This is a genomic window from Flammeovirga yaeyamensis, from assembly GCF_018736045.1.
GTDB classification, from domain to species: Bacteria; Bacteroidota; Bacteroidia; order Cytophagales; family Flammeovirgaceae; genus Flammeovirga; species Flammeovirga yaeyamensis.
In genome coordinates, this window is record NZ_CP076133.1 from 348,455 (window position 1) to 369,055 (window position 20,601).

13 protein-coding genes are annotated in these 20,601 nt (G+C 35.2%); 11 read left to right on the forward strand and 2 right to left on the reverse strand.

Annotated features, from left to right (window positions below):
- Positions 1-16: 16 nt before the first annotated feature.
- Both KMW28_RS21785 and KMW28_RS21790 read left to right on the forward strand, forming a co-directional pair.
- Complete coding sequence (locus KMW28_RS21785; protein WP_169662262.1) at positions 17-520, forward strand: hypothetical protein; 504 nt, start codon at positions 17-19, stop codon at positions 518-520.
- Between the two features lie 98 nt (positions 521-618).
- Positions 619-1,425 (forward strand): hypothetical protein, encoded by an 807-nt coding sequence (locus tag KMW28_RS21790; protein ID WP_169662261.1) that lies wholly within the window; start codon positions 619-621, stop codon positions 1,423-1,425.
- On the opposite strand, the gene KMW28_RS21795 is transcribed toward KMW28_RS21790, so the two are convergent.
- Together KMW28_RS21795 and KMW28_RS21800 are read right to left on the reverse strand one after the other, a co-directional pair.
- A complete protein-coding gene (locus KMW28_RS21795; RefSeq protein WP_169662260.1) occupies positions 1,420-2,052 on the reverse strand; it encodes an HAD-IA family hydrolase in 633 nt (210 codons plus the stop codon). The genes KMW28_RS21790 and KMW28_RS21795 overlap by 6 nt on opposite strands.
- 174 nt (positions 2,053-2,226) lie before the next feature.
- The gene (locus tag KMW28_RS21800) at positions 2,227-2,436 is read right to left on the reverse strand and encodes a hypothetical protein (RefSeq protein ID WP_066216445.1); all 210 of its coding nucleotides are present in this window, start codon (positions 2,434-2,436) and stop codon (positions 2,227-2,229) included.
- 501 nt (positions 2,437-2,937) lie between these two features.
- Here KMW28_RS21800 and KMW28_RS21805 point away from each other — a divergent pair.
- The 9 genes from KMW28_RS21805 to KMW28_RS21845 all read left to right on the forward strand — a co-directional run bounded on the left by KMW28_RS21805 (position 2,938) and on the right by KMW28_RS21845 (position 20,353).
- Positions 2,938-4,029: an efflux RND transporter periplasmic adaptor subunit gene (locus tag KMW28_RS21805; protein WP_169662259.1), complete on the forward strand. Its 1,092-nt coding sequence runs from the start codon at positions 2,938-2,940 to the stop codon at positions 4,027-4,029.
- Positions 4,030-4,033: 4 nt separating this feature from the next.
- A complete protein-coding gene (locus tag KMW28_RS21810; protein WP_169662258.1) occupies positions 4,034-7,069 on the forward strand; it encodes an efflux RND transporter permease subunit in 3,036 nt (1,011 codons plus the stop codon).
- Positions 7,066-8,370, forward strand: coding sequence for a TolC family protein (locus KMW28_RS21815; RefSeq protein ID WP_169662257.1), 1,305 nt, complete (start codon positions 7,066-7,068; stop codon positions 8,368-8,370). Before KMW28_RS21810 ends, KMW28_RS21815 begins: the two co-directional genes overlap by 4 nt.
- Positions 8,371-8,653: 283 nt before the next feature.
- Positions 8,654-10,279 (forward strand): sulfatase family protein, encoded by a 1,626-nt coding sequence (locus KMW28_RS21820; RefSeq protein ID WP_169662256.1) that lies wholly within the window; start codon positions 8,654-8,656, stop codon positions 10,277-10,279.
- 407 nt (positions 10,280-10,686) lie between these two features.
- Positions 10,687-13,503 carry an Ig-like domain-containing protein gene (locus tag KMW28_RS21825; protein ID WP_169662255.1) on the forward strand — a complete coding sequence of 939 codons (2,817 nt, stop codon included), beginning with the start codon at positions 10,687-10,689 and terminating at the stop codon, positions 13,501-13,503.
- Positions 13,504-13,650: 147 nt separating this feature from the next.
- Positions 13,651-14,424: a hypothetical protein gene (locus KMW28_RS21830; protein WP_169662254.1), complete on the forward strand. Its 774-nt coding sequence runs from the start codon at positions 13,651-13,653 to the stop codon at positions 14,422-14,424.
- Between the two features lie 360 nt (positions 14,425-14,784).
- Positions 14,785-16,674 (forward strand): alpha-galactosidase, encoded by a 1,890-nt coding sequence (locus tag KMW28_RS21835; RefSeq protein WP_169662253.1) that lies wholly within the window; start codon positions 14,785-14,787, stop codon positions 16,672-16,674.
- Positions 16,675-16,783: 109 nt separating this feature from the next.
- Positions 16,784-18,424 (forward strand): glycoside hydrolase family 31 protein, encoded by a 1,641-nt coding sequence (locus KMW28_RS21840; RefSeq protein ID WP_205958110.1) that lies wholly within the window; start codon positions 16,784-16,786, stop codon positions 18,422-18,424.
- Positions 18,425-18,649: 225 nt separating this feature from the next.
- Complete coding sequence (locus KMW28_RS21845; RefSeq protein WP_169662252.1) at positions 18,650-20,353, forward strand: hypothetical protein; 1,704 nt, start codon at positions 18,650-18,652, stop codon at positions 20,351-20,353.
- Positions 20,354-20,601: the final 248 nt, after the last annotated feature.

The window sequence follows — 20,601 nt, forward strand, 5'->3', positions numbered from 1 at the left end:
TAAAATAGCCAATTAAATGAAATTATTACTACTAAATTTATTACTGCTCTTTTTCTTCTCAAATTGTGATCAAAAAGATATATCAAACAGAGAATCAAAAAGTGCAATCCAACTAATTAAAGTATTCTCCAAAAAAGATAACGCCATGAGTTATCAATACAACTTATACAAGGATAGCACTTTCACTAAAGAATTTTATACCAATAAGATCGATAAAAACGATCAGGTAATTTCAGCCACCTATCAATTGTATTCTGGTACTTATACTACAGAAGCCAATACTATTATTTTTCATTCCACCTCTCTTTATTATGAGACTTATCAGGTATTTGCCTCTGATACGAGTCCGTCATTAATAAGTGGTTCTTTTGATGTAAATAATAAATTTCAGGAAAAGTATTTAGATCAGGCTTATTATCATCAGGAAGTCAATTTAGATCTACATTCTAAGTTTAAATTATTGCAAGAGTTTACTTCTTATAAGAAACTGCTCGCTAGTAATGAGCTCCAAAATCAATAAGCAAATATAAAATTAACACAGAGTTTACTGTTCACTTTCTTCATTGGTCAATCATATCCTTACTTTTGGGTAAACTAAGCTAGAACCTAATTTTACTAATGAAGTATTTAATTTTCACCCTCATCTTAATTACTACCTATTTCCCTGTGAAAGCACAGGAGGTAGAAAGTAATTATACAGCAACTTTTTGGTCAAATAATTCCATAGAGAAGATAAATGATGAAACATTGACTCATAAATTAATTCTTGAGTATTTATATGGAATGAGAGAATTTAGTGATGATATGATTTACATGGAAATCTATCGTTTCATATCGCATAAAAGTCAGAATAAGCATACCCTCGTTTACTATTTAAACACTTTTGATGATCTATTATTTCAACCTACATCAAAAAGTCGTTACGTCCCTTTTTATGAATTAATTGCGAATATCTATTTGAAGCATTCTGATATTAGTGAACTATATAAAAAACGATTAATCTATCAGTTAGAGAATATCAATAAGAATGGACAAGGAACTATTGCCACTAATTTTAGGTATGAGCATGATGGAAAAATAAACCACCTTTTCGACTTAAAAAGTCCTTTTACTCTAGTGATCTTTACGAATAGTGAATCTAATAACTGCATCAACAATTATAAAGCGATGAGTAAAAGTAAGGATATCGAAAGAGCGATTGACAAAGGATATTTAAAAGTTTTGATGATCGAAAATTCTGGTAAACCTACTGAATACAAAAACGAAAAATGGATTTGGGGAAGCGATATTGATCAATTAATAGAAAAAGACGACCTCTACTATACCCCTTCCTTACCATCAATTTATCTATTGGATAAGGATAAACGAATCTATTTTAAAGATGCCTCTTTAGAAAAAATTAATGGTATCTTCGAAAGTTTATAGGTCCAACAGATCGATCATTTTATCAAATGTTTTGACGCCTTTTTGATTGAAAATTTCTTTTTCAGCTCCATCAACATAGGCCATCACTTTGAAACCGCCATTTAAAGCCGCTTCTACTCCAGAAAGACTGTCTTCTATTACAAGGCATTCTTCTGGAGAAAAACCTAATTGAGTAGCAGCATGAATAAACAATTTGGGATCAGGTTTCCATGCTTTAAGATCATAAGCACTGTATAAATGATGATCAAAATACTGAATTAAACCTGTAGTAGTTAAGTTCAGTTGCATTTTAGACATTGGACCGTTTGATGCCACTGCATAAGGCAACTTCAATTGAGAAAGCACTTCTTTGATACCTTCTATTGGTTGAATATCGGTTTTAAATGCAGCGAACGTTTGTGCCCTAAATTGATCTTCAAAATCTGATGGTAACTCTACATCATATTCTTCTTCGATACAATCTAGAATCTGATTAAATGCCTTACCCACGAATTTATCCAATGCTTCTTGATAAGTCATTGTTGCTCCATACTTGGCAAAGAGTTCGATAAACACTTTCATTGTAATCGATTCGCTATCGACAAGCACACCGTCGCAGTCAAAAATAATTGCTTTAATCTTCATCATCTTTTGTTTGTTATTGATCTGACAAAGATATTATTTTCCTTAGGACTTACTAAATGAGGGTATTTTATTTTAATACTGAAAATATTGCATTAAAACATAAGGGTGGTATTATTACTAATCACCCTTATGTTTTATTTCCCTCAAACTGTTTTCAATCATTAGGTATTCGTAAAACTACAATCTGTTTCTTCTGATCTGACGTGCTCTTACTCTTTTCCTTACTGCTCGTCTTTTTACTCTACGCTTTTTCTTGACAACAACTACTGTAGTCGTTGGTTCACCTTTTACAATTTTAGTTTCTCTCTCAAGAATTTCAATAGAAGAGGCATTCGCATAAAAACTTGTAGCAAATAATACACAAATGAATAGAATGATATTTTTCATAGTTTACATTTTTTAAGTGAACATTCGATTCAGTAAAGGGATAAAGGTTTCATTTGTACTTGTTGTTTTAAAATTCTTTTATGAAAGCATAATATCTATTAGTTAATCAACTACTTACAATTCATATTTAAATTAAAAATACACCCGGTTCGTGGAACAAGACCTCGTTGGGGAGGGTGAATTGATGAAATGCTCTATGATATAGCCAATTTTAACTTTAACACAACAAGCGTCAATTTTATACCTCTTACCTCTTCCTTCTTACTTCAATTCCTCGCCCCCAGGAATAAATCCCTGAGCTTTTGATACATTTTCTCCTTACCTATTAGTTATTACTTATTACCTAAAAGACGAGCGTTAACCTAGCACCTCCTAATTCCTAACTCATCACTTCTATCTTAAAACACTATTCATTCGTTCGAACTTATTAACTCACAACCCTAAACTCAAATACTATTCAATCGTTCAAATAGTAATAACATCATTATTACGAATAGAAACATGAAAAAATTCATTCTAACATTCTTATTTGCCCCTGTAATGCTCTCTTTATTTACAGGCTGTTCAGAACAAGAAACCGAAAAAAAGGAAATTATACGTCCCGTAAAATTATTGACCGTTGCTAATGAAGGGTTATTTAATTCAAAGACTTTCCCTGCTAAGACGAAAGAAACAAAAGAGTCAACATTGGCTTTTAGAGTCGGTGGTCCTTTAGTGAAATTAAATGCGGAAGTGGGACAGCGTATTAAAAAAGGACAACTGATTGCCCAGATCGACGATAGAGATTTTCTGGTTGATTTAGAAGCAAAGAAAGCGAAGTTTATTCAGGCTAGAGCGGAAGAACAACGTTTTAAAGGTCTTCTAAAAAAGGAATCGATTCCGCAAAATGAATACGATCAAAAATTGGCTGCTTTTTTAGTAGCTAAAGCCAATTATGATGATGCTCAAAACGCATTAAAGGACACAAAAGTGTATGCTCCTTTTAATGCCGTGGTATCTGGAAAATTAGTAGAGAATTATCAAGAAGTGCGTGCGAAACAAGGTATTGTGAGTCTTTTAGACTTTTCTGATACTGAGGTAAAATTCAATATTCCCGAGAGTTTTGTGCGCTTCATCGACAAGGTAGAAGAATATAAAGTTACTATTAATGCATATCCAGGTAAACAATTCAAAGCTTCTTTAAAAGAGGTGGGTGCACATTCTGAAGATGCATCAGGGTTTCCTGTTTATCTGTATATAGATGATGCCAAGAAATACAAAAACACTTTCCCTATTGGTTCTGGAATGACTTGTAATGTGGAAATGAAATTAAAATCTACCATTGATGAGGATGATTTTTATTTAATTCCAATTCATTCAATCGTTCAATCAAAAAATGAAAATTCTGTGATGGTATATGATGCCGCATCTCATACTGTAAAAAGTCATAAAGTGATATTGGGCGATTTGAAAGGTCATGACCAAGTACAAGTATTATCAGGTATTCAGGCGGGTGATCAAATTGTAGAAGTTGGTGGTCATTTATTGACAGAAGGTCAGAAAGTGAGAGTACTTGATTTCAATCCGACAACATCAGAAATAGCTAAACAATAAGAAGATGAGTATATCAGAATACGCTATCAAAAATAAAAAAGTAATACACTTTTTTCTAGTGGTATTACTTGTCGCTGGAATTAGCTCTTTCTTCAGCTTAGGAAAACAAGAAGATGCTCCGTTCACTATCAAACAAGTGATTATTACAACGGAATATCCAGGGGCTTCTCAATGGGAAGTAGAAGAATTGATTACAGAAGTGATCGAGAAAGAACTTCAGAAAGTAGGTCACTTAAAACAAATAAAATCAGAATCTAGAAGAGGCATCTCACAAATCGATGTGGAGATTGTTCCTAACTACGATCCGTCTCAACTTCAACAGAAATGGGATGAGATTCGAAGAAGAGTTCGTGATGCAGAAATCAATCTTCCAGAAGGTGCAGGACCTGTAAACATTAACGATAATTTCGGTGATGTATTGGGTATGTACTACGCATTAACTGCTGAAAAAGGAATTGATGCTACTACTTTAAGAGATTATGCCATCTATATCCAAAAGTCGATTAAACCCATCAAAGGGGTATCGAAAGTAGAGTTATATGGTGAGCAACAACCGGTGATTAATGTAGAGATTGATCAAAGTAAATTGGCCAATTTGGGCATCAGCCCTCAACAAGTATTTGAGACGATCCGAAAGCACAATAAAATTGTGGATGGTGGTACTTTCAATACAGGTCGATCAAAATTAAAGATTGATGCTACCAATGCCTTTCAATCTTTAGAGGATATCAAAAACTTGATTATCGATGAAAATCACCGTCAGTTTAGACTAAGTGATATTGCAGAAGTATCAAAAGGTTTCCAAGATCCTGCAGATGTTTTGATGAGAGTGAATGGTAAGCCGGCCATCGGTATTGCTATTGCTAATGAATCAGGACAGAATATTGTTTACACTGGCGAAAGTTTGAACGATAAGTTAGATGAACTTCAAGGAACAATTCCTGTAGGTTTAGAATTAGTTGGACTGTATCATGAAAATGAAGTGGCGCAAAATGCCAATATGGATTTCATCGATAATTTGATCATGTCCGTGATCATTGTGGTCTTAATCCTAGTGTTCGCTATGGGTCTTCGCCCAAGTTTATTGATTGGTTCTAGTTTAGTATTTGCCATTGTGACCACCTTGGTATTCATGGAGCAAATCGGATTAACATTGAACCGTACTACGCTTGCTGCGATCATTATTGCCATGGGTATGTTGGTAGATAACGCCATTGTGGTGGCCGATAACGCCATCAATTCCATGAAAAAAGGGATGAAGAAAAAGGAGGCTTTAGTCAAAGGCGCGTCGGTGCCACAATGGGGTTTATTTGGTGCTACATTTATTGCCATTTTCTCTTTCTTACCATTAGCAATGGCCACAGATGATACGGCAGAAACCATCCAACCTTTATTCTATGTTTTATCGATCTCACTTTTATTAAGCTGGGTATTTGCCCTCACACAGACGGTCGTTTATGGTGATTTCATGTTGAAAAAACCGAAAGAAACTTCCGATCCGTATAGTAGTAAATTCTTTAAAGCCTATAAGAAGTTAATCGAGAAACTGATTGAAAAAAGATGGTGGAGTTTATCTGGTGTAGTAGGCATCTTTATGTTGTTCGTCCTATGGGGAAACAGCGTGAAACAATCGTTCTTCCCATTTGTAGAAAAACCATTATTTAAAATTGAGTACTGGTTATCGAACGATGCACCTATCAACTTTACGTATGAAGATACCAAACAATTAGAAAATTGGCTATTGGAACAAGAGGAAGTAAAAACTGTATCGATTACCATTGGTAGTACTCCTCCGAGATATTATTTAGCTTCTGTTTCTTGGGCCAATACAAAGAACTTGGCTTCCTTCTTAGTCGAAACTCATTCTCCTGATCAAGTAGAAGGGTTACTCAACAGAGCTAGAGAATATACGGCAAATAACTTACCTCAAGCCATGACTATTTTCCAATTCTTTAAAGCGGCTCCAACACCAAGAGCTGAATTGGAAGCCTGCTTTATGGGACCTGATCCTAAAGTATTAAGAGAGTTGGCAGAAGAGGCAAAACGTAGAATGCGTACAGTAGCAACGGCACAAAATGTTCGTGATAACTGGAGAGAAAAAACGCCTTACTTACGTCCGGTTTACTCTGAAGAAAAAGCAAGAAGAGCCGGTGTTTCTAAAGGCGATATTGCCACAGCAACTCGTATGATGCGTGAAGGTGTAAATGTTGGAGAATACCGCCAAAGAGATAAAAGAATGCCGATTTTGGTAAAGGATGCTAACAGAGAATCCTACGATAACAACAATTTGGGAACCATCCCAGTGATCAACAAAGACGGAAAAACAATCCTAATGGATCAGTTGGTGGACAGTTATGATGTTGGTTTCGAAGAGGCGTGGTTATGGAGATTCAACCGTCAGAGAATGATTGCCGCACAATGTGATGTAGAGTTTGGTTTTGAATCCCCAGAAGTTGAAGCTGAGATTGTTCCACTTATCGAAGACATGGAACTTCCAGAAGGATATACTTTGATGTGGGATGGCTTAAAACGTTATCAAACACAATCCAATGAGGCCATTTCTGCTCCCCTTCCAATTGCAGCAGTATTAATGGTGGCTGTCTTATTGATCCTTTTCAAAGGCTTCAGAAAACCATTGGTGATCCTAGGTATTTTACCACTGATTTGGGTGGGTATCATCTTAGGGATGAAGGTCTTCGGACAAACGATCGGATTTATGGCCATCCTTGGTCTACTAGGACTCGTCGGCATGGTAATTAAAAATGCCATCGTTCTGGTCGAACAAATCGAAATAGAAATTGATAATGGACTGAGCGAATATGATGCCCTCATCATGTCGGCTTTATCAAGAACTATTCCGGTAGCTATGGCGGCAGCCACGACCATTTTAGGTATGGCCCCTATCATCAAAGATCCATTATTTGGAGGTATGGCGGCTGCAATTATGGGTGGTTTATTTGCCGCAACCATTGCCACACTGATCGTCTTACCGATTCTTTATGCGATTTTCTTCAATTTAAAAAAGCCTCAACTATCATGAAAAAAATAATTATTTCCATGTTAATCATCTTGGGTGTTGGTCGTATGGCCAATGCTCAGGAGGTGATGAACTTAGATCAATATAGAGAGAAAGTCTTGAACTATAACCAAGACATTCGTTCGGCGAAAATGGGTATCGATGCTGCAGAAGAAAATATTAAAGCAGCGAAATCGGATAAAGGTCCAAAAATCGATGCTGGTGTAAAATACAATTACACAGGTCGTCCTTTCGATCCCAGTAACTTAAAGCCGGTAGGTGCTCCCGCTGATGAGTGGTTGCCGATTCAGCATAACTATAATGCAAACGTGACTATCCGTCAAGATATCTTTAATGGTGGTCTTGTGAAATCGCAAATCAAATATGCAGAGTCGCAAAAAGATGCTCAAATAGCAATGACGACTTTAACTGGTAGTGAATTGGTTTTCTATGCAGACCAGCAATATTGGGCAGCAGTTGGACAGAAAGAGTATTTGGCTTTAACGAGACAATACAAAGAATCTGTGGAAAGATTAGTAACGGTAGCGACCAATAAGTACGATGCTCAGGTAGTAAGCAAAAACGATGTTTTAATGGCACAAGTGAAGCTAAACAATGCCGACCTTGAGGTATTAAAAGCCGAAAATAGATTACAAGTTTCTATCATGTCCTTAAACAGAATGATGGGTGTGGAAGTGCAAACTCCTACTCAGGTAATGGACTCAATTAGTTTTACTGAATTTATTTTTGAAGAAAATAGCATTGTCGAATTAGGTCTTTCTCAAAGAGCTGAATTACAACAAGCTGAAGCTGATATTAGAGCGAAGAATGCTTTAAAAAGTATTACAGCATCAAAGTATAAGGGTAGAGTACATGTATATGCCAAAGGTTTGTATGGTGCTCCATCGCCTCAGTTTGGTAGAAACATGGAGGCCAATTATTATGCAGGAGCTGGATTCGCCATGCCGATTTATCATGGTGGCAAAAAGAAACGTGAGTTGGCAGCAAGACAAATCGCCACGGAACAAGCGATTCTTCAGAAACAAAAAATGACCGATCAGGTGATTCTTGACGTTAACCAAGCACGTTATTTATTAGATGAGGCCTCAAAAAGAGTGGAATTAACAAGAAGTTCTTTGGCCAATGCCGATGAAAACTTACGTTTGATAACGGATCGTTATGAGGACGGTTTATCTCCAATTATTGAGGTAATCAATGCACAAATCAACTGGCAACAAGCGTATGCTGATTTTATTGATTCTAAAGTACAATACAACATCCATAAATCGAATATGCTGAAAGCAGTTGGAGAGTTGTATAAATAATTTTGAAGGGAATTACTATTTCATTCCATATATATAATTTAAGAGGTTGTTTCATGATTATGGGGCAACCTTTTTGATTTTCTATATATACCAACAAACCACCCTAGTCTACAATTATTAATTGTATACAAGCCAAACCAATATTACCTGATTTTTTAATATTTTAAATAGATTAATAGTTTATTTAAGCACTGATACTACGAATAATTAATCAAATGATTTTATTTTTGATAAAAATTAGAAATGAAATCTACCACCATAATTTCCCATTAAGTTACAACAAATGAAAATCAAATATTTAATTATTACTTTATGCGTCCTTGCATTATTTAGCTGTTCAACGGATAGTAAAAAAAATGATGAATCATCTAAAAGGCCTAATATATTATTTATCATGTCTGATGATCACGCTTATCAAGCGATAAGTGCTTATGATAACAAACTGACCAATACACCTAATATCGACCGACTTGCTGATGAAGGCATGTTGTTTACAAATGCATGTGTCACTAATTCTATTTGTGCACCCTCAAGAGCCGTGATATTAACCGGTAAGCATTCCCATATCAATGGTAAAACAGATAATTATTTTCCATTTAATGAGGATAATGTCACTTTCCCTCAAATTTTTCAGAAAGCAGGATATCAAACGGCCATGTTTGGAAAGCTTCACTTCGGAAATAACCCAAAAGGTTTTGATGAGTTTAAGATCTTAATTGGTCAGGGACATTATTACAACCCTACATTTATTACTAAAACGGAAGGTAAAAAAGACTATCCTGGCTATGTTACAGATATTGTTACCGACATGACTTTAAATTGGTTGGATAAAGAACGCGATCAATCTAAACCTTTTATGTTGATGTACTTACATAAAGCACCTCATAGAGAGTGGTTGCCAGCAGCTCGTCACCATAAAGAGTTTACAAAGAAAACATTCCAAGAGCCTTCTACTTTATTTGATGATTACAGCAACAGAGGTACTGCCGCACATACTGCTGAAATGAATATTTTAGAACACATGAACTGGGCAGGTGATTCTAAATTGTATCCTGAAGTGATGGCGAAATTAAATATTGAAGAAACAGCCGATTGGGATATTGCAGCGTTTCATAAGGAAAGAGATCGTATGACCGACGAGCAAAAAGCTGCTTGGGATGCCTCTTACAAACCTGTTAATGATGAGTTTATTAAGAACTATGCAAAAATGGATTCAACAGAGTTGATGAAATGGAGATACCAAAGATATATGCAAGACTACTTAGGTACTATTGCTTCTGTGGATGAAAATGTGGGTAGAGTTTTAGATTATTTAGACGAAAACAAATTAGCTGATAACACATTGGTTGTGTACACATCGGACCAAGGTTTCTACTTAGGTGAACATGGTTGGTTTGATAAGCGTTTTGCCTATAACGAATCGTTTAAAACACCTCTTTTAATTCGTTGGCCAAACAAAATTAAGCCTGGTATAACTAACGATGAAATGGTGCAAAACCTAGATTTCGCACAAACCTTCCTAGAAGCTGCTGGTATCAAAGAGCCTGAAGATATGCAAGGCGAAAGCTTAATGCCTTTATTAACTGGTAACGATGCTGAATGGGACAGAGAAGCAGTGTACTACCACTACTACGAGTACCCATCAATTCATATGGTGAAACGTCATTATGCAATCATCACTAAAGAATACAAGCTTATTCATTATTACTATGATGTGGATGAATGGGAATTATTTGATAGAAAAAATGATCCACATGAATTAAAAAATGTGTATGATGATCCTGAATATAAAGATATAGTTACTCAACTTAAGAGCGATCTTAAAGACTTGAGAATAAAATATAAAGACAGTTCTGAAATCGATCAAAAGTTATTGAGAAAGTTCTTAGAATCTAAGTACAATAAATAACGATCGGTTCTTTGCCCTAGAAAATTTTAAAGGCCACTATATGTTAAATGTAGTGGCCTTTTGGGGTTCGTAGGGACGTTGCACTGCAACGTCCGTACAAGGGACAATTCAACAAATGTCTAGTAAAAATTCCCGAAATATAAACTTGACAAAAAAGGGTTATTTATCTTCAAAACCATCAATAACAACGTGTATAACTAATCATGTCTACTTTTTATTACTCCTATTTTTAAACTATTTTTTGATGCACATTCCTTATTTCTATTCAGTTTTTGTCTAGTCAAATTAGTTGTTATCCCTACACTTAATCAGTTATTTGGTTTTCGAAATGAATTAAAACATTAGTACTCACTAATGAACAACCAGTAATTTTTTTATCCGAAAGGGTATATACAAACTTTAATGAAATGAAGCATTTTTATCTACTATTGCTCACTTTCTTATGCTCTACAGTTCTAGCACAAGATTGGAGTAGCATTCCTGTCCCTGCCGATGCAGGTGCGGGTAAATCTTGGGAACTACAAGAAAATGTGTCTGACGACTTTAACTACACTTTTAATGCCGCTAACACAAAATCTGATTTTGGTAACGGAAAGTGGTACAACTTCTATCACAATACTTGGGATGGACCTGGAACTACATATTGGAAATACCAAAACGTTGAGGTAAAGGATGGTAGCTTAGTCATTAGCACATCTAGATGGGATCAAAACAACCAAGCTAACCCTTGGAATGGCAATGCTCCCAAAATGGGTTTACCCAATAATGGTGTCAATTCAGGATGTGTAACTTCAAATGCAAAAGTACAATATCCAGTGTATGTGGAATCGGCTATTAGTGTGGCCAACATCGATTTAGCTTCTTGCTTTTGGTTATTAAGTCCAGACGATACTGAAGAAATTGACATTATTGAAAACTATGGTGGTGTCGATGGTTTTAAACACCTAACACACATTTCACATCACTCTTTTATTCGTTCGCCGTTTCACGATTATCAACCAAGAGATTGGAATAGCTGGTGGCCTGATAGCCGTGTGAACACTTCTTACGGATGGGGTGATTGGGCTTGGAACAATGGCGACAGACGTTATTTACGTTTAGGCGTATACTGGAAAACTCCTTTCCACTTTGAATATTATATCGATGGAGCATTGGTACGTGTAATGTACCATAACGCCATGGCGACATTAATGAATGGAACATGGGAGTATACGTATTATAATCAGCAGCACCCTATGGGTACGCAAGATTCCTATGGCAATAATATTGGTGGTCAACCTGTTAACCAAGGAAATGGATATTCTGCAGTAACGACTTATGCTTATTCGAGTGAATTTGAATTTGGGACGCTACAAGCGGCAAGTGCTGCTTCGAATGGTATTAATGTGATTGATCCAGGAGAATACCAATCGGGTAATGGTTTTACTAAGGAAATGGATATCATTATTAATGTAGAATCGCAAAGTTGGTTAGTTTCTTATGGTAAAACACCAAATGATGCTGCCCTTGCTGATCCTGCTAGAAATGCAATGGAAGTGGATTGGGTACGTGTATATAAACCTGTAGATGGAGGAAATCCTACACCTCCAGTTGCTGTTACTGGAGTAACTATTACTCCTGCCACTTTGGACCTAGAAACGGGTGCTACTGTAAATGTAACAGGTCAGGTGATTCCTTCTAATGCAGACGATCAAACAATCACGTTTACATCAAATAATACGGCAGTGGCTACTGTTTCCCAATCGGGTGTGATAACTGCTATCGCCGAAGGTACTGCTGTAATTACTGCGACATCAACTGATGGTGGATTCACTGCTACATCAACGGTAACAGTAACGGATGCAACAGTCACTCCTCCCCCTCCCAATGGAGAAGCGTTAATTATTGAAGCAGAAGATTTTAATAGAACTGGAGGTACTTTTAACGATGGTAATGTTCCATTTGGAGCCAACCGTGTTAATGGAGTCGGTATCAATTGGGTGAACTCAGGGGATTATGTAGAATTTGATATCAACGGAACAGCTGGAACTTACGATGTGAGTTACAGTATTTCAACTCCATCGAATAATGCTGCAATTTCTTTATCTGTTAACGGTACGAATGCTGGTTCAACCAATGTTCCAAATAATGGTAGTTGGGATAATTACAACACTTTAGAAGCAGGGTATTCGATTCAATTATCTCAGGGTAGTAATACATTAAGAGTGACGGCATCAGGAAGTCACGATTGGCAATGGAATTTAGATAAAATCACGTTAACTCCTGTAGAGGGAGATCAAACTGTTGCGGTAACAGGAGTAACTTTGAGTCCTTCCACTTTAACTTTAGATATTGGTGCTACAGGTAATTTAACTGGACAAGTCATTCCATCGAATGCAGATGATCAGACTATGATCTTCACTTCGAGCAATACTGCAGTAGCGAGTGTTAATCAATCAGGTGTAGTGACTGCAATAGCTGCAGGTTCGGCAACAATTACAGCTACTACTACAGATGGAGGTTTTACTGCTACTTCGAGTATTACTGTGAATACTCCTTCTACAGGGAATCCTCCTGAAACTATCGTGATTGAAGCAGAAGATTTTGAATCTACTGGCGGTACTTTTAACGATGGTTTTGTTCCTTTCGGAATGAATAAAGTCAATGGATTAGGCGTAAACTATGTCAATTCAGGTGATTATGCAGACTATACCATCAATGTTGTAGGGGCTGCCACTTACGATATTCAGTATATGATTTCTACTCCAATGAGCGGTGACACAAGAGTGCAATTGCTTGTAGACGGTGTGGCTGTATCTACAGATAATGTGGGAAATAACGGTCAGTGGGACGATTACCAACCTCTAAATGGAGCATCAGTAAGTTTAAGCGAAGGCGAACATACCGTAAGAGTGTATGCTATCGGTAGTCAGACTTGGCAGTGGAATTTAGACAAAGTAACGTTAACTCCTCAGAGTTCATCATCAAGAGTTGCTTTAGAAGAAGCACGGGCAGACATGTATGTATTCCCTAACCCTGCACATGGTGAAGTGAATATTTCTGGTATTCCTGCTGGCGAATATACTTTTACAATTTACAATATGAATGGTGTAGAGGTATATGCAGAAACTACTTCTTTCAATATCAAAAAGACATTTGATATTCAATCGTTATCAAGTGGTATTTACTTCTTGAAGGTGGCAGGTAAAGAGGGAAGTTATTCTTCTAGAATTTTAGTGAAATAAAGATATTCAAGTACTTTTGTGCTGCTTTTATAATGTCTCATAGGGAAGGTACTTGATTACCTTCCCTTTTTATTTTGTCTGATAGGAATTCGTATATTTATGGAAGTATGATCAATGAACTTACGAAACACCAACAACTTTTTGATAATGGGAAGATTACAACTTTTTGAATTCGAAGACCAACAATGGTTTCCATCTATGATTAGAAATTATGGAACTGATTTCCTTCAATTTTTGGCCAATAAAACTAAGATGTTTGCTCCAGCGGTAGGTATTTTAAACGAAGTGATGGAACAAAGCAATACCACCAAAATAATTGATTTAGCTTCTGGCGGAGGTGGTAGTTGGTTATTTCTAAATGAAGAATTGAGAAAAGTGAAGCCCGAAACCAATATCACTTTAACTGATTATTACCCTAATCTACCCGCATTTAAAAGAACATCAGCTTTAGCTGATAATATCTATTATAAAAACGAGGCAGTGGATGCGACGAATGTGCCATCCGATTTGCAAGGAATTAGAACACAGTTCTTATCACTTCATCATTTTGATGAGAAATCTGCAGTAAAAATCTTACAGAATGCTGTAGACGCTCAACAACCGATCGCTATTTTCGAAGGTCAAGAAAGATCCATTCCAAGTGTGATCGGAATGCTATTTTCTCCTATTACATTATGGTTAGTCACCCTTTTTATCCGACCATTTAAATTAGGAAGGGTCTTCTTTACTTACCTGTTTCCTATCGTTCCTCCTTTTGTAATGTGGGATGGAATTGTCTCTGCACTTCGTACTTATTCGGTAGATGAAATGAAGGGTTTGGTCAGCAAAGTTGAAGGGAATGAACACTACGAATGGAAGATTGATAAGGTAAAGAATGGTCCTGGAGTGGTGTTGTTTCTTGTGGGGTGGCCTAAAATATAAACTCTTTTATTATAAAGGTTGTTGAAAAGAGAATTATTTTAATTTCGACAACCTTTTTATTTTATTTTTATAAATGTATAAATTATTTAGAAAAAAGGTAGGTAAAGAAATAGTACTTTGCTAAACTAAATATCTAATTATATGCAAATTAACACCCCTCATGAACAATTTTTATACCCTCTTTTTATGTAAATAGTAATCCATAAATAAACCAATATTATATAGTTTCATAGAGACGTAAATTCTTTTATACTAAAAAGGAATATTCTTTTTTTTTTTGGCCAATAATTACGTCCTGTAATCATTTTTCCGATTCTACTTTTGCTTCATAAGAAATTCAATTTTTTAATAAATAAAAGTATGACTGGAATAAATCAACAAGTAAAAGGATTCGGTGTAATTCTTTTCTACTGCCTATCATCTTTAAGCCTTTTTATGGCTTGTAATACAAAGATGAATACCGAACAACAGCTAAAAGGAATCAATAATACAAGTATTAATGCTCCACTAACTACTACCGTAGATGTAAAAGATGGTGGATCAAAAAAGTGGATTGAGCTTAACATCTTTAATAATACAGATAAGGAACAAGTTGTAGAAAATGTATCTTTCAACTTAGATATAGATGGTAAAATCTCAAAAGACGCTCAAATTATGATGGGTAGTTCTGATATGGGTAGATTACCCACTCAGATTTTTAACAATAAAAACAAAATCGATTATCATTCTAAAAACTTTGTAATGGTAAAAGAGGGCGACAAGTATTTGCTTGCCGGTTTACTTTCTTGGAATATTTTCCTTCCAGAATTTACTATAGTTGATGATAACATCTTGGTATCTGCTAAAGGTGACGGTAAAATTATTCCTGCCAATAAAAGTATCGATTTCGAGAAAATTGTTGTTTTAAAAGGTAATAACTGGGCGACTTTATTGGATGAATATGGTCAACTTATTTATGATGAAAATGCAAAACGTAAGAAGAAAGACGATGTTGTTTGGAAAGGATGGGCGACATGGGATTACTATGTAAGAGACTTTACTTCTAAAGACGTTGATGATAATATTGTTGCACTTAACGAATTAAAAACCAATGCTAACATAATTCAGTTAGATGGTGGATGGTGGCCTCAAAGAGGAGATTATGACATGACAAAAGAAGGTTATAACATGAAAGAAGTAGTAGACAATATTGTTGAAAACGGTTATAGTGTAGGTCTTCATTTCGATGGTTTTAGAGGTGATATCCGTTCGAAAGTATATAAAGAACATCCTGAGTATTTCTTAAAAGATTTTGATGGTACAACAAGAGTACACACAAGTATTAGAGGTAATGGTGATACTTTAGCTTGTAACTTCTTCGATTATTCTAACCCGGAAGCACGAACATATATTCAGAAAATGATTAAAAATATGCGTGATGAATGGAAAGTAGAATACTTTAAAGTTGACTTTATGCGCTTCGGCTTAGAGCCAGGTGTTCCTTACGTTAAAGGAACAACTCCTGCAGAAAGATTTAAATTAGGTGTAACGGCTATTCGTGAAGCAATTGGTGAAGAAAATTACTTCTTAGGTTGTTCTGCTGTATTTGGTCCTACTTTTGGCGAGATTGATGGTTTAAGAACTGGTGGCGATATTTTCCCTACATATAAGGCAGTGCCAGAAAGAGCTGTTGCAAACCTTGGAAACTCTTACCTACATGGTAATGTTCTGAATGCGGATGCTGACTACATTATCCTTCGTGAATCACATGAGGAGGATGAAACTATTACTGTAGACCCACATAAACATTCTGATTTAAACAAAGCAGAAACAATTATCTGGTCGAAATTCTCGTCATTATTCGGATCATCTAGAATTGATAGTGATAAAGTGGGTATTCTTGGAGATGATAAGAAAAACATTCTTCCAAGTTTATTTGAACTTCCAAAGATGTCTAAAATTATAGCAGTAGATACTTGGGAACATTACACTAATCGTCATGATGCCCCTCAAATTGTAGTTTCGGAAACTGATAAGAAATCATACATCTCTATTTTTAACTGGGGTGATCAGTCACAAAATTATACAATCGAAGGTATTCAATCAGGAACAGCTAAACCATTATTTAAAACAAACAACATTGATATCCAAAATGGTAAACTTGAAGTGAATATTGACAGTAAAGATTGTTTGATTCTTGAATTAGATAAAAAAGAAAATATTCTTGAATTCATCAATAATTTAAAATATTCTACATACTACGTTATGTAATTCAATTATTTAACTAAAAAAAGGACTGTCTCCAAGTCCATAATAATTAGGAATGTTGTGATACAACGTTCCTAATAAGCTTTATGAACAAAACTATTAATTATATAAAATGATGTGTGACTACATAAAATACTATATTCGAATATTTATCACCCTTACTTTATTTACTAAAACCATTGCCTTACCCGCACAAAATGATAAAAGTATAACACTTCAAATTCTAGATAATGAATATTGGTGGGGAGGATTAAGTTCATTAGGGCATCAAATGCCTTATTCGAAAGCAACAAAACTTAAAATAGATCTATGGGGAAACAATAGAGGCAATCAGGCACAACCTCTACTCATCTCTAATAAGGGACGTTATATTTGGAGTGAATCCCCTATCCAATATGAATTTCACGAGGGGAAGATCAATGTAAAAGTCAGAGAAGGTAATATTTACACCGGGAAAGAAGGAGATGACCTTAATAGTGTATATCAATATGTATCTCAACGCTTTTTTCCGTCTAATGGAAGTATCCCAGACGAAATTTTATTTACACATCCTCAATACAATACTTGGATAGAGCTTACTTATCATCAAAATGAAAAAGACATCTTAAAATATGCTCAATCTATTATCGATAATGGCTATCCTCCAGGCGTGTTAATGATCGACGACAATTGGCAAGAAGATTATGGTAATTGGAATTTTTCTTCTCGTCGTTTTAAAGACCCAAAGGGATTAATTGATCGGTTACATCTAATGGGATTTAAAGTAATGTTATGGGTTTGTCCATTTGTTAGCCCTGATTCAGAAATTTTTAGACAACTGGCCGAAGACGGTCTTTTGATTTTGGATCCTCAGAAAAAGCAAGAAATTTTATGGGCAAATACAAAAAATAAAGCCGCAGCTATAAGATGGTGGAACGGCTTTAGTGCCTGTCTAGATTTAAGTAACCCTAAAGCAGAAGCTTGGATGCATCAACAACTAGAAAATTTAGTAGAAAATTATAGTATTGATGGATTCAAATTTGATGCAGGTGATGCTAGATTCTATAAAAACAATGTGGTTTCCTATCAAGAAGTAAGTCCGAATGACCATACTACTTTCTTTGCTAAATTGGGGCTTAACTTTCCACTAAACGAATACCGTGCTTCTTGGAAGATGGCGGGCTTACCTCTAGTACAACGTCTAAGAGACAAAAGACACAGTTGGGAAGATCTTCAAAAACTTATTGGCGATCAACTTTCTCAAAGTGCAATGGGCTATGCTTATACGTGTCCAGATATGATCGGAGGAGGGGAATATCAATCTTTCAAAAAAATTGAAAATATCGATCAAGAATTAATCGTTCGTTCTGCACAAGTTCATGCCTTAATGCCCATGATGCAATTTTCTGTTTCTCCTTGGAGGGTTTTATCCGATAAAAATAATCAGTTGTGTTTGGAAGCTGCAAAATTACATCAACAAATGGGTGCAAAAATGGTGATGCTTGCAAAGAGAGCATCAAAAACTGGTATACCCATTGTTCGTCCTATGGAAATGGTATTTCCTAATGCAGGTTATGAAAATATCAAAGATCAGTTTGTTCTGGGAGATGATGTTATTGTTGCCCCTATAATTAAGAAAGGTCAAAGAAAGCGAAAAGTTATTTTACCTAAAGGGAAATGGATGGATGAAAAAGGAGAAAAATACAACGGAGAGGCAACAATAGAAATTGAGGTCCCTTTAGAGCGTTTACCGTACTTTAGTAAAATAAAATAGCTTATTTATATTAATAAGGCATATTTTGAACAATTTATATCACTATTTTGACCGAATATTGATCTTGTTTAAAATATTTACATCCTCAAGTATTTCAATAAAAAGTGATATTTGTAAAACTAAAGGAAGAATTTTTAAACTTAAATACTTTAGTATAAAAATAAAATCGTTAATAGAAATAATTAACTTTGTTTCTGACGGTTCTAGCAAACAAAAATAGATGAAATGAAAAAGATTCTTATTTACACCGCCTTATTAATTGTGCCTTTATCTTTAATTAGTGCCCGTTATTTTGACGAATTAAGCTTTCCGTATTGGCCATCTTATAAGTACCTTGAGATCGATGAGTTATCATCTATTTCTCCTCAAAAATGGATTACTGAAGATCACGTTCTAGAAGGGTGGGATTGGTCGTTACCTCCAAACACAAAACCTGCTCCATCATCTTTGGTTGGTTTACAAAGAAATATTGGATTGCATAAAGATTTCAAAGATTTAAATTTACAATTCGAAAGTAACTCTGTAGGTATTTTATGGGTAAAATGGAGAGATATTGAAAAAGAGCCCGGAGTATATGATTTCTCCAAGGTGATTAAAAGAATTAAACAAGCAAAAAAAGTTGATACCGATATATTATTAAGAATTCTTTGTCATGCTAGATCTCGAGGATCAGACGATAAAGCTCTTCAAAGAGGAGATGCTCCATTGTGGTTAGATAATTATCATATTGATTTATTACCTCAGAAAACTCCCAAACATAATATTAATTACAACCCTGCCAGTCCAGTTTTCCATTATCAATATTTAAAATTGATCGATGCTTTAGGAAAAACTGAAATTCCAAAATTAGTAAAAGCAGCTTATGTTGGTTATGCTTCACCTAGTTTTGGTGATGAAGGAATTGGGCCATATGGAGAAAAAAATAGTGCTGCCAACGATACTGTGCCTCATGTAAGAGAACGACTTGATGCTTGGCAAAATGCTTTCAAAGGCATGGAAAGTAAAATATTTATGGGTGGACCATGCGATTATGGTTTCCAAAAAGGGTTTGGCGTTAGAAGAGGGTATGTAGAAATGTATTACTACAATATACCTAACCACGATCTTGGTCAATACCTTGATGAAAACGGTTATTTAATGGTTGATGAAAATTCGCCTATCCTAAAAAATAAGACTTTTAATGGTGAAGTAAACGAAGAATACGAAGAAGATTGGGCAACATCTAATAGAGGTTTCCGATTTGGTAAAGATACAAGTGGATTCCCGTACAGGTATTTTATGAGTAACCTGAGGGCTTTACAAATGAGATGCACTTATATTCATACTACAGGACATCTAATACCTGAAATGTTACCGTTTATATCACTTGAATTAGGTAGAACAGTAGAAGATACTCCTGATGTATGGTCGTTTTTAACTACAAGTTACATAGGCAGTAAATATTATCAGAATCACGATTATAGAAATCGACAAATTACAGATCAAGAAAAATCGTATGGAATAGAGTTGAAAAACTTCGAAAGATGGTTGTATCAAAGAGATGCTGAAGGATATGAAACTACTCCTGCTGTAAAAATTAATCATCCAATAAAGATGTGGATGATGGAAAAAGGTAAGTATTATGATTACATCGCTAGATCTGGCCAAAAAATAGGATTTGACATAGACGACAGATGGAATGAAGGTAAAAAACTAGCCATAAAAGTATCTTATTTTGATCAAAACAAAGGTGGTCTAGTTCTAAAATACAATGCAGGCGAAATGCAAAAAGCAATATCAACAGAGGGAGATGGAAAGCTGAAGACGGCTACATTCGTATTACCCAAAATACAGAAAAATAGTATGGATCATGCATTTGATTTTACTTTAGAATCCAATCTAGCAGACGAAAATATTGTAGTATCTATGGTAAGAGTAATTAATTATTAATAAGCTATATTATTATCATATATAAAGGTCAATATCAATCGGTTAATTGATATTGACCTTTTTTTAATTATCAATTTTTATCCTATTTCAAGAAGGTAAACTTAAGCATCAAACCATAACTGCAGAATATGGTACAAAAAAAGTCCATTTTGGTCATTTATTATACCCCTTCATCACATTAAGATAAAAAAGGAACAATAGTACTCATCTTTGCACTAATGCATCACCTATTTCAATAACTAAACTAC

Bases quoted from the DNA above. Each gene is read 5' to 3' on its own strand.
- KMW28_RS21830 (WP_169662254.1), top strand. From the start codon at position 13,651: ATGGGAAGATTACAACTTTTTGAATTCGAAGACCAACAATGGTTTCCA.
- KMW28_RS21790 (WP_169662261.1), top strand. From the start codon at position 619: ATGAAGTATTTAATTTTCACCCTCATCTTAATTACTACCTATTTCCCT.
- KMW28_RS21840 (WP_205958110.1), top strand. From the start codon at position 16,784: ATGATGTGTGACTACATAAAATACTATATTCGAATATTTATCACCCTT.
- KMW28_RS21845 (WP_169662252.1), top strand. From the start codon at position 18,650: ATGAAAAAGATTCTTATTTACACCGCCTTATTAATTGTGCCTTTATCT.
- KMW28_RS21795 (WP_169662260.1), bottom strand. From the start codon at position 2,052: ATGATGAAGATTAAAGCAATTATTTTTGACTGCGACGGTGTGCTTGTC.
- KMW28_RS21805 (WP_169662259.1), top strand. From the start codon at position 2,938: ATGAAAAAATTCATTCTAACATTCTTATTTGCCCCTGTAATGCTCTCT.
- KMW28_RS21815 (WP_169662257.1), top strand. From the start codon at position 7,066: ATGAAAAAAATAATTATTTCCATGTTAATCATCTTGGGTGTTGGTCGT.
- KMW28_RS21835 (WP_169662253.1), top strand. From the start codon at position 14,785: ATGACTGGAATAAATCAACAAGTAAAAGGATTCGGTGTAATTCTTTTC.
- KMW28_RS21800 (WP_066216445.1), bottom strand. From the start codon at position 2,436: ATGAAAAATATCATTCTATTCATTTGTGTATTATTTGCTACAAGTTTT.
- KMW28_RS21785 (WP_169662262.1), top strand. From the start codon at position 17: ATGAAATTATTACTACTAAATTTATTACTGCTCTTTTTCTTCTCAAAT.
- KMW28_RS21825 (WP_169662255.1), top strand. From the start codon at position 10,687: ATGAAGCATTTTTATCTACTATTGCTCACTTTCTTATGCTCTACAGTT.
- KMW28_RS21810 (WP_169662258.1), top strand. From the start codon at position 4,034: ATGAGTATATCAGAATACGCTATCAAAAATAAAAAAGTAATACACTTT.
- KMW28_RS21820 (WP_169662256.1), top strand. From the start codon at position 8,654: ATGAAAATCAAATATTTAATTATTACTTTATGCGTCCTTGCATTATTT.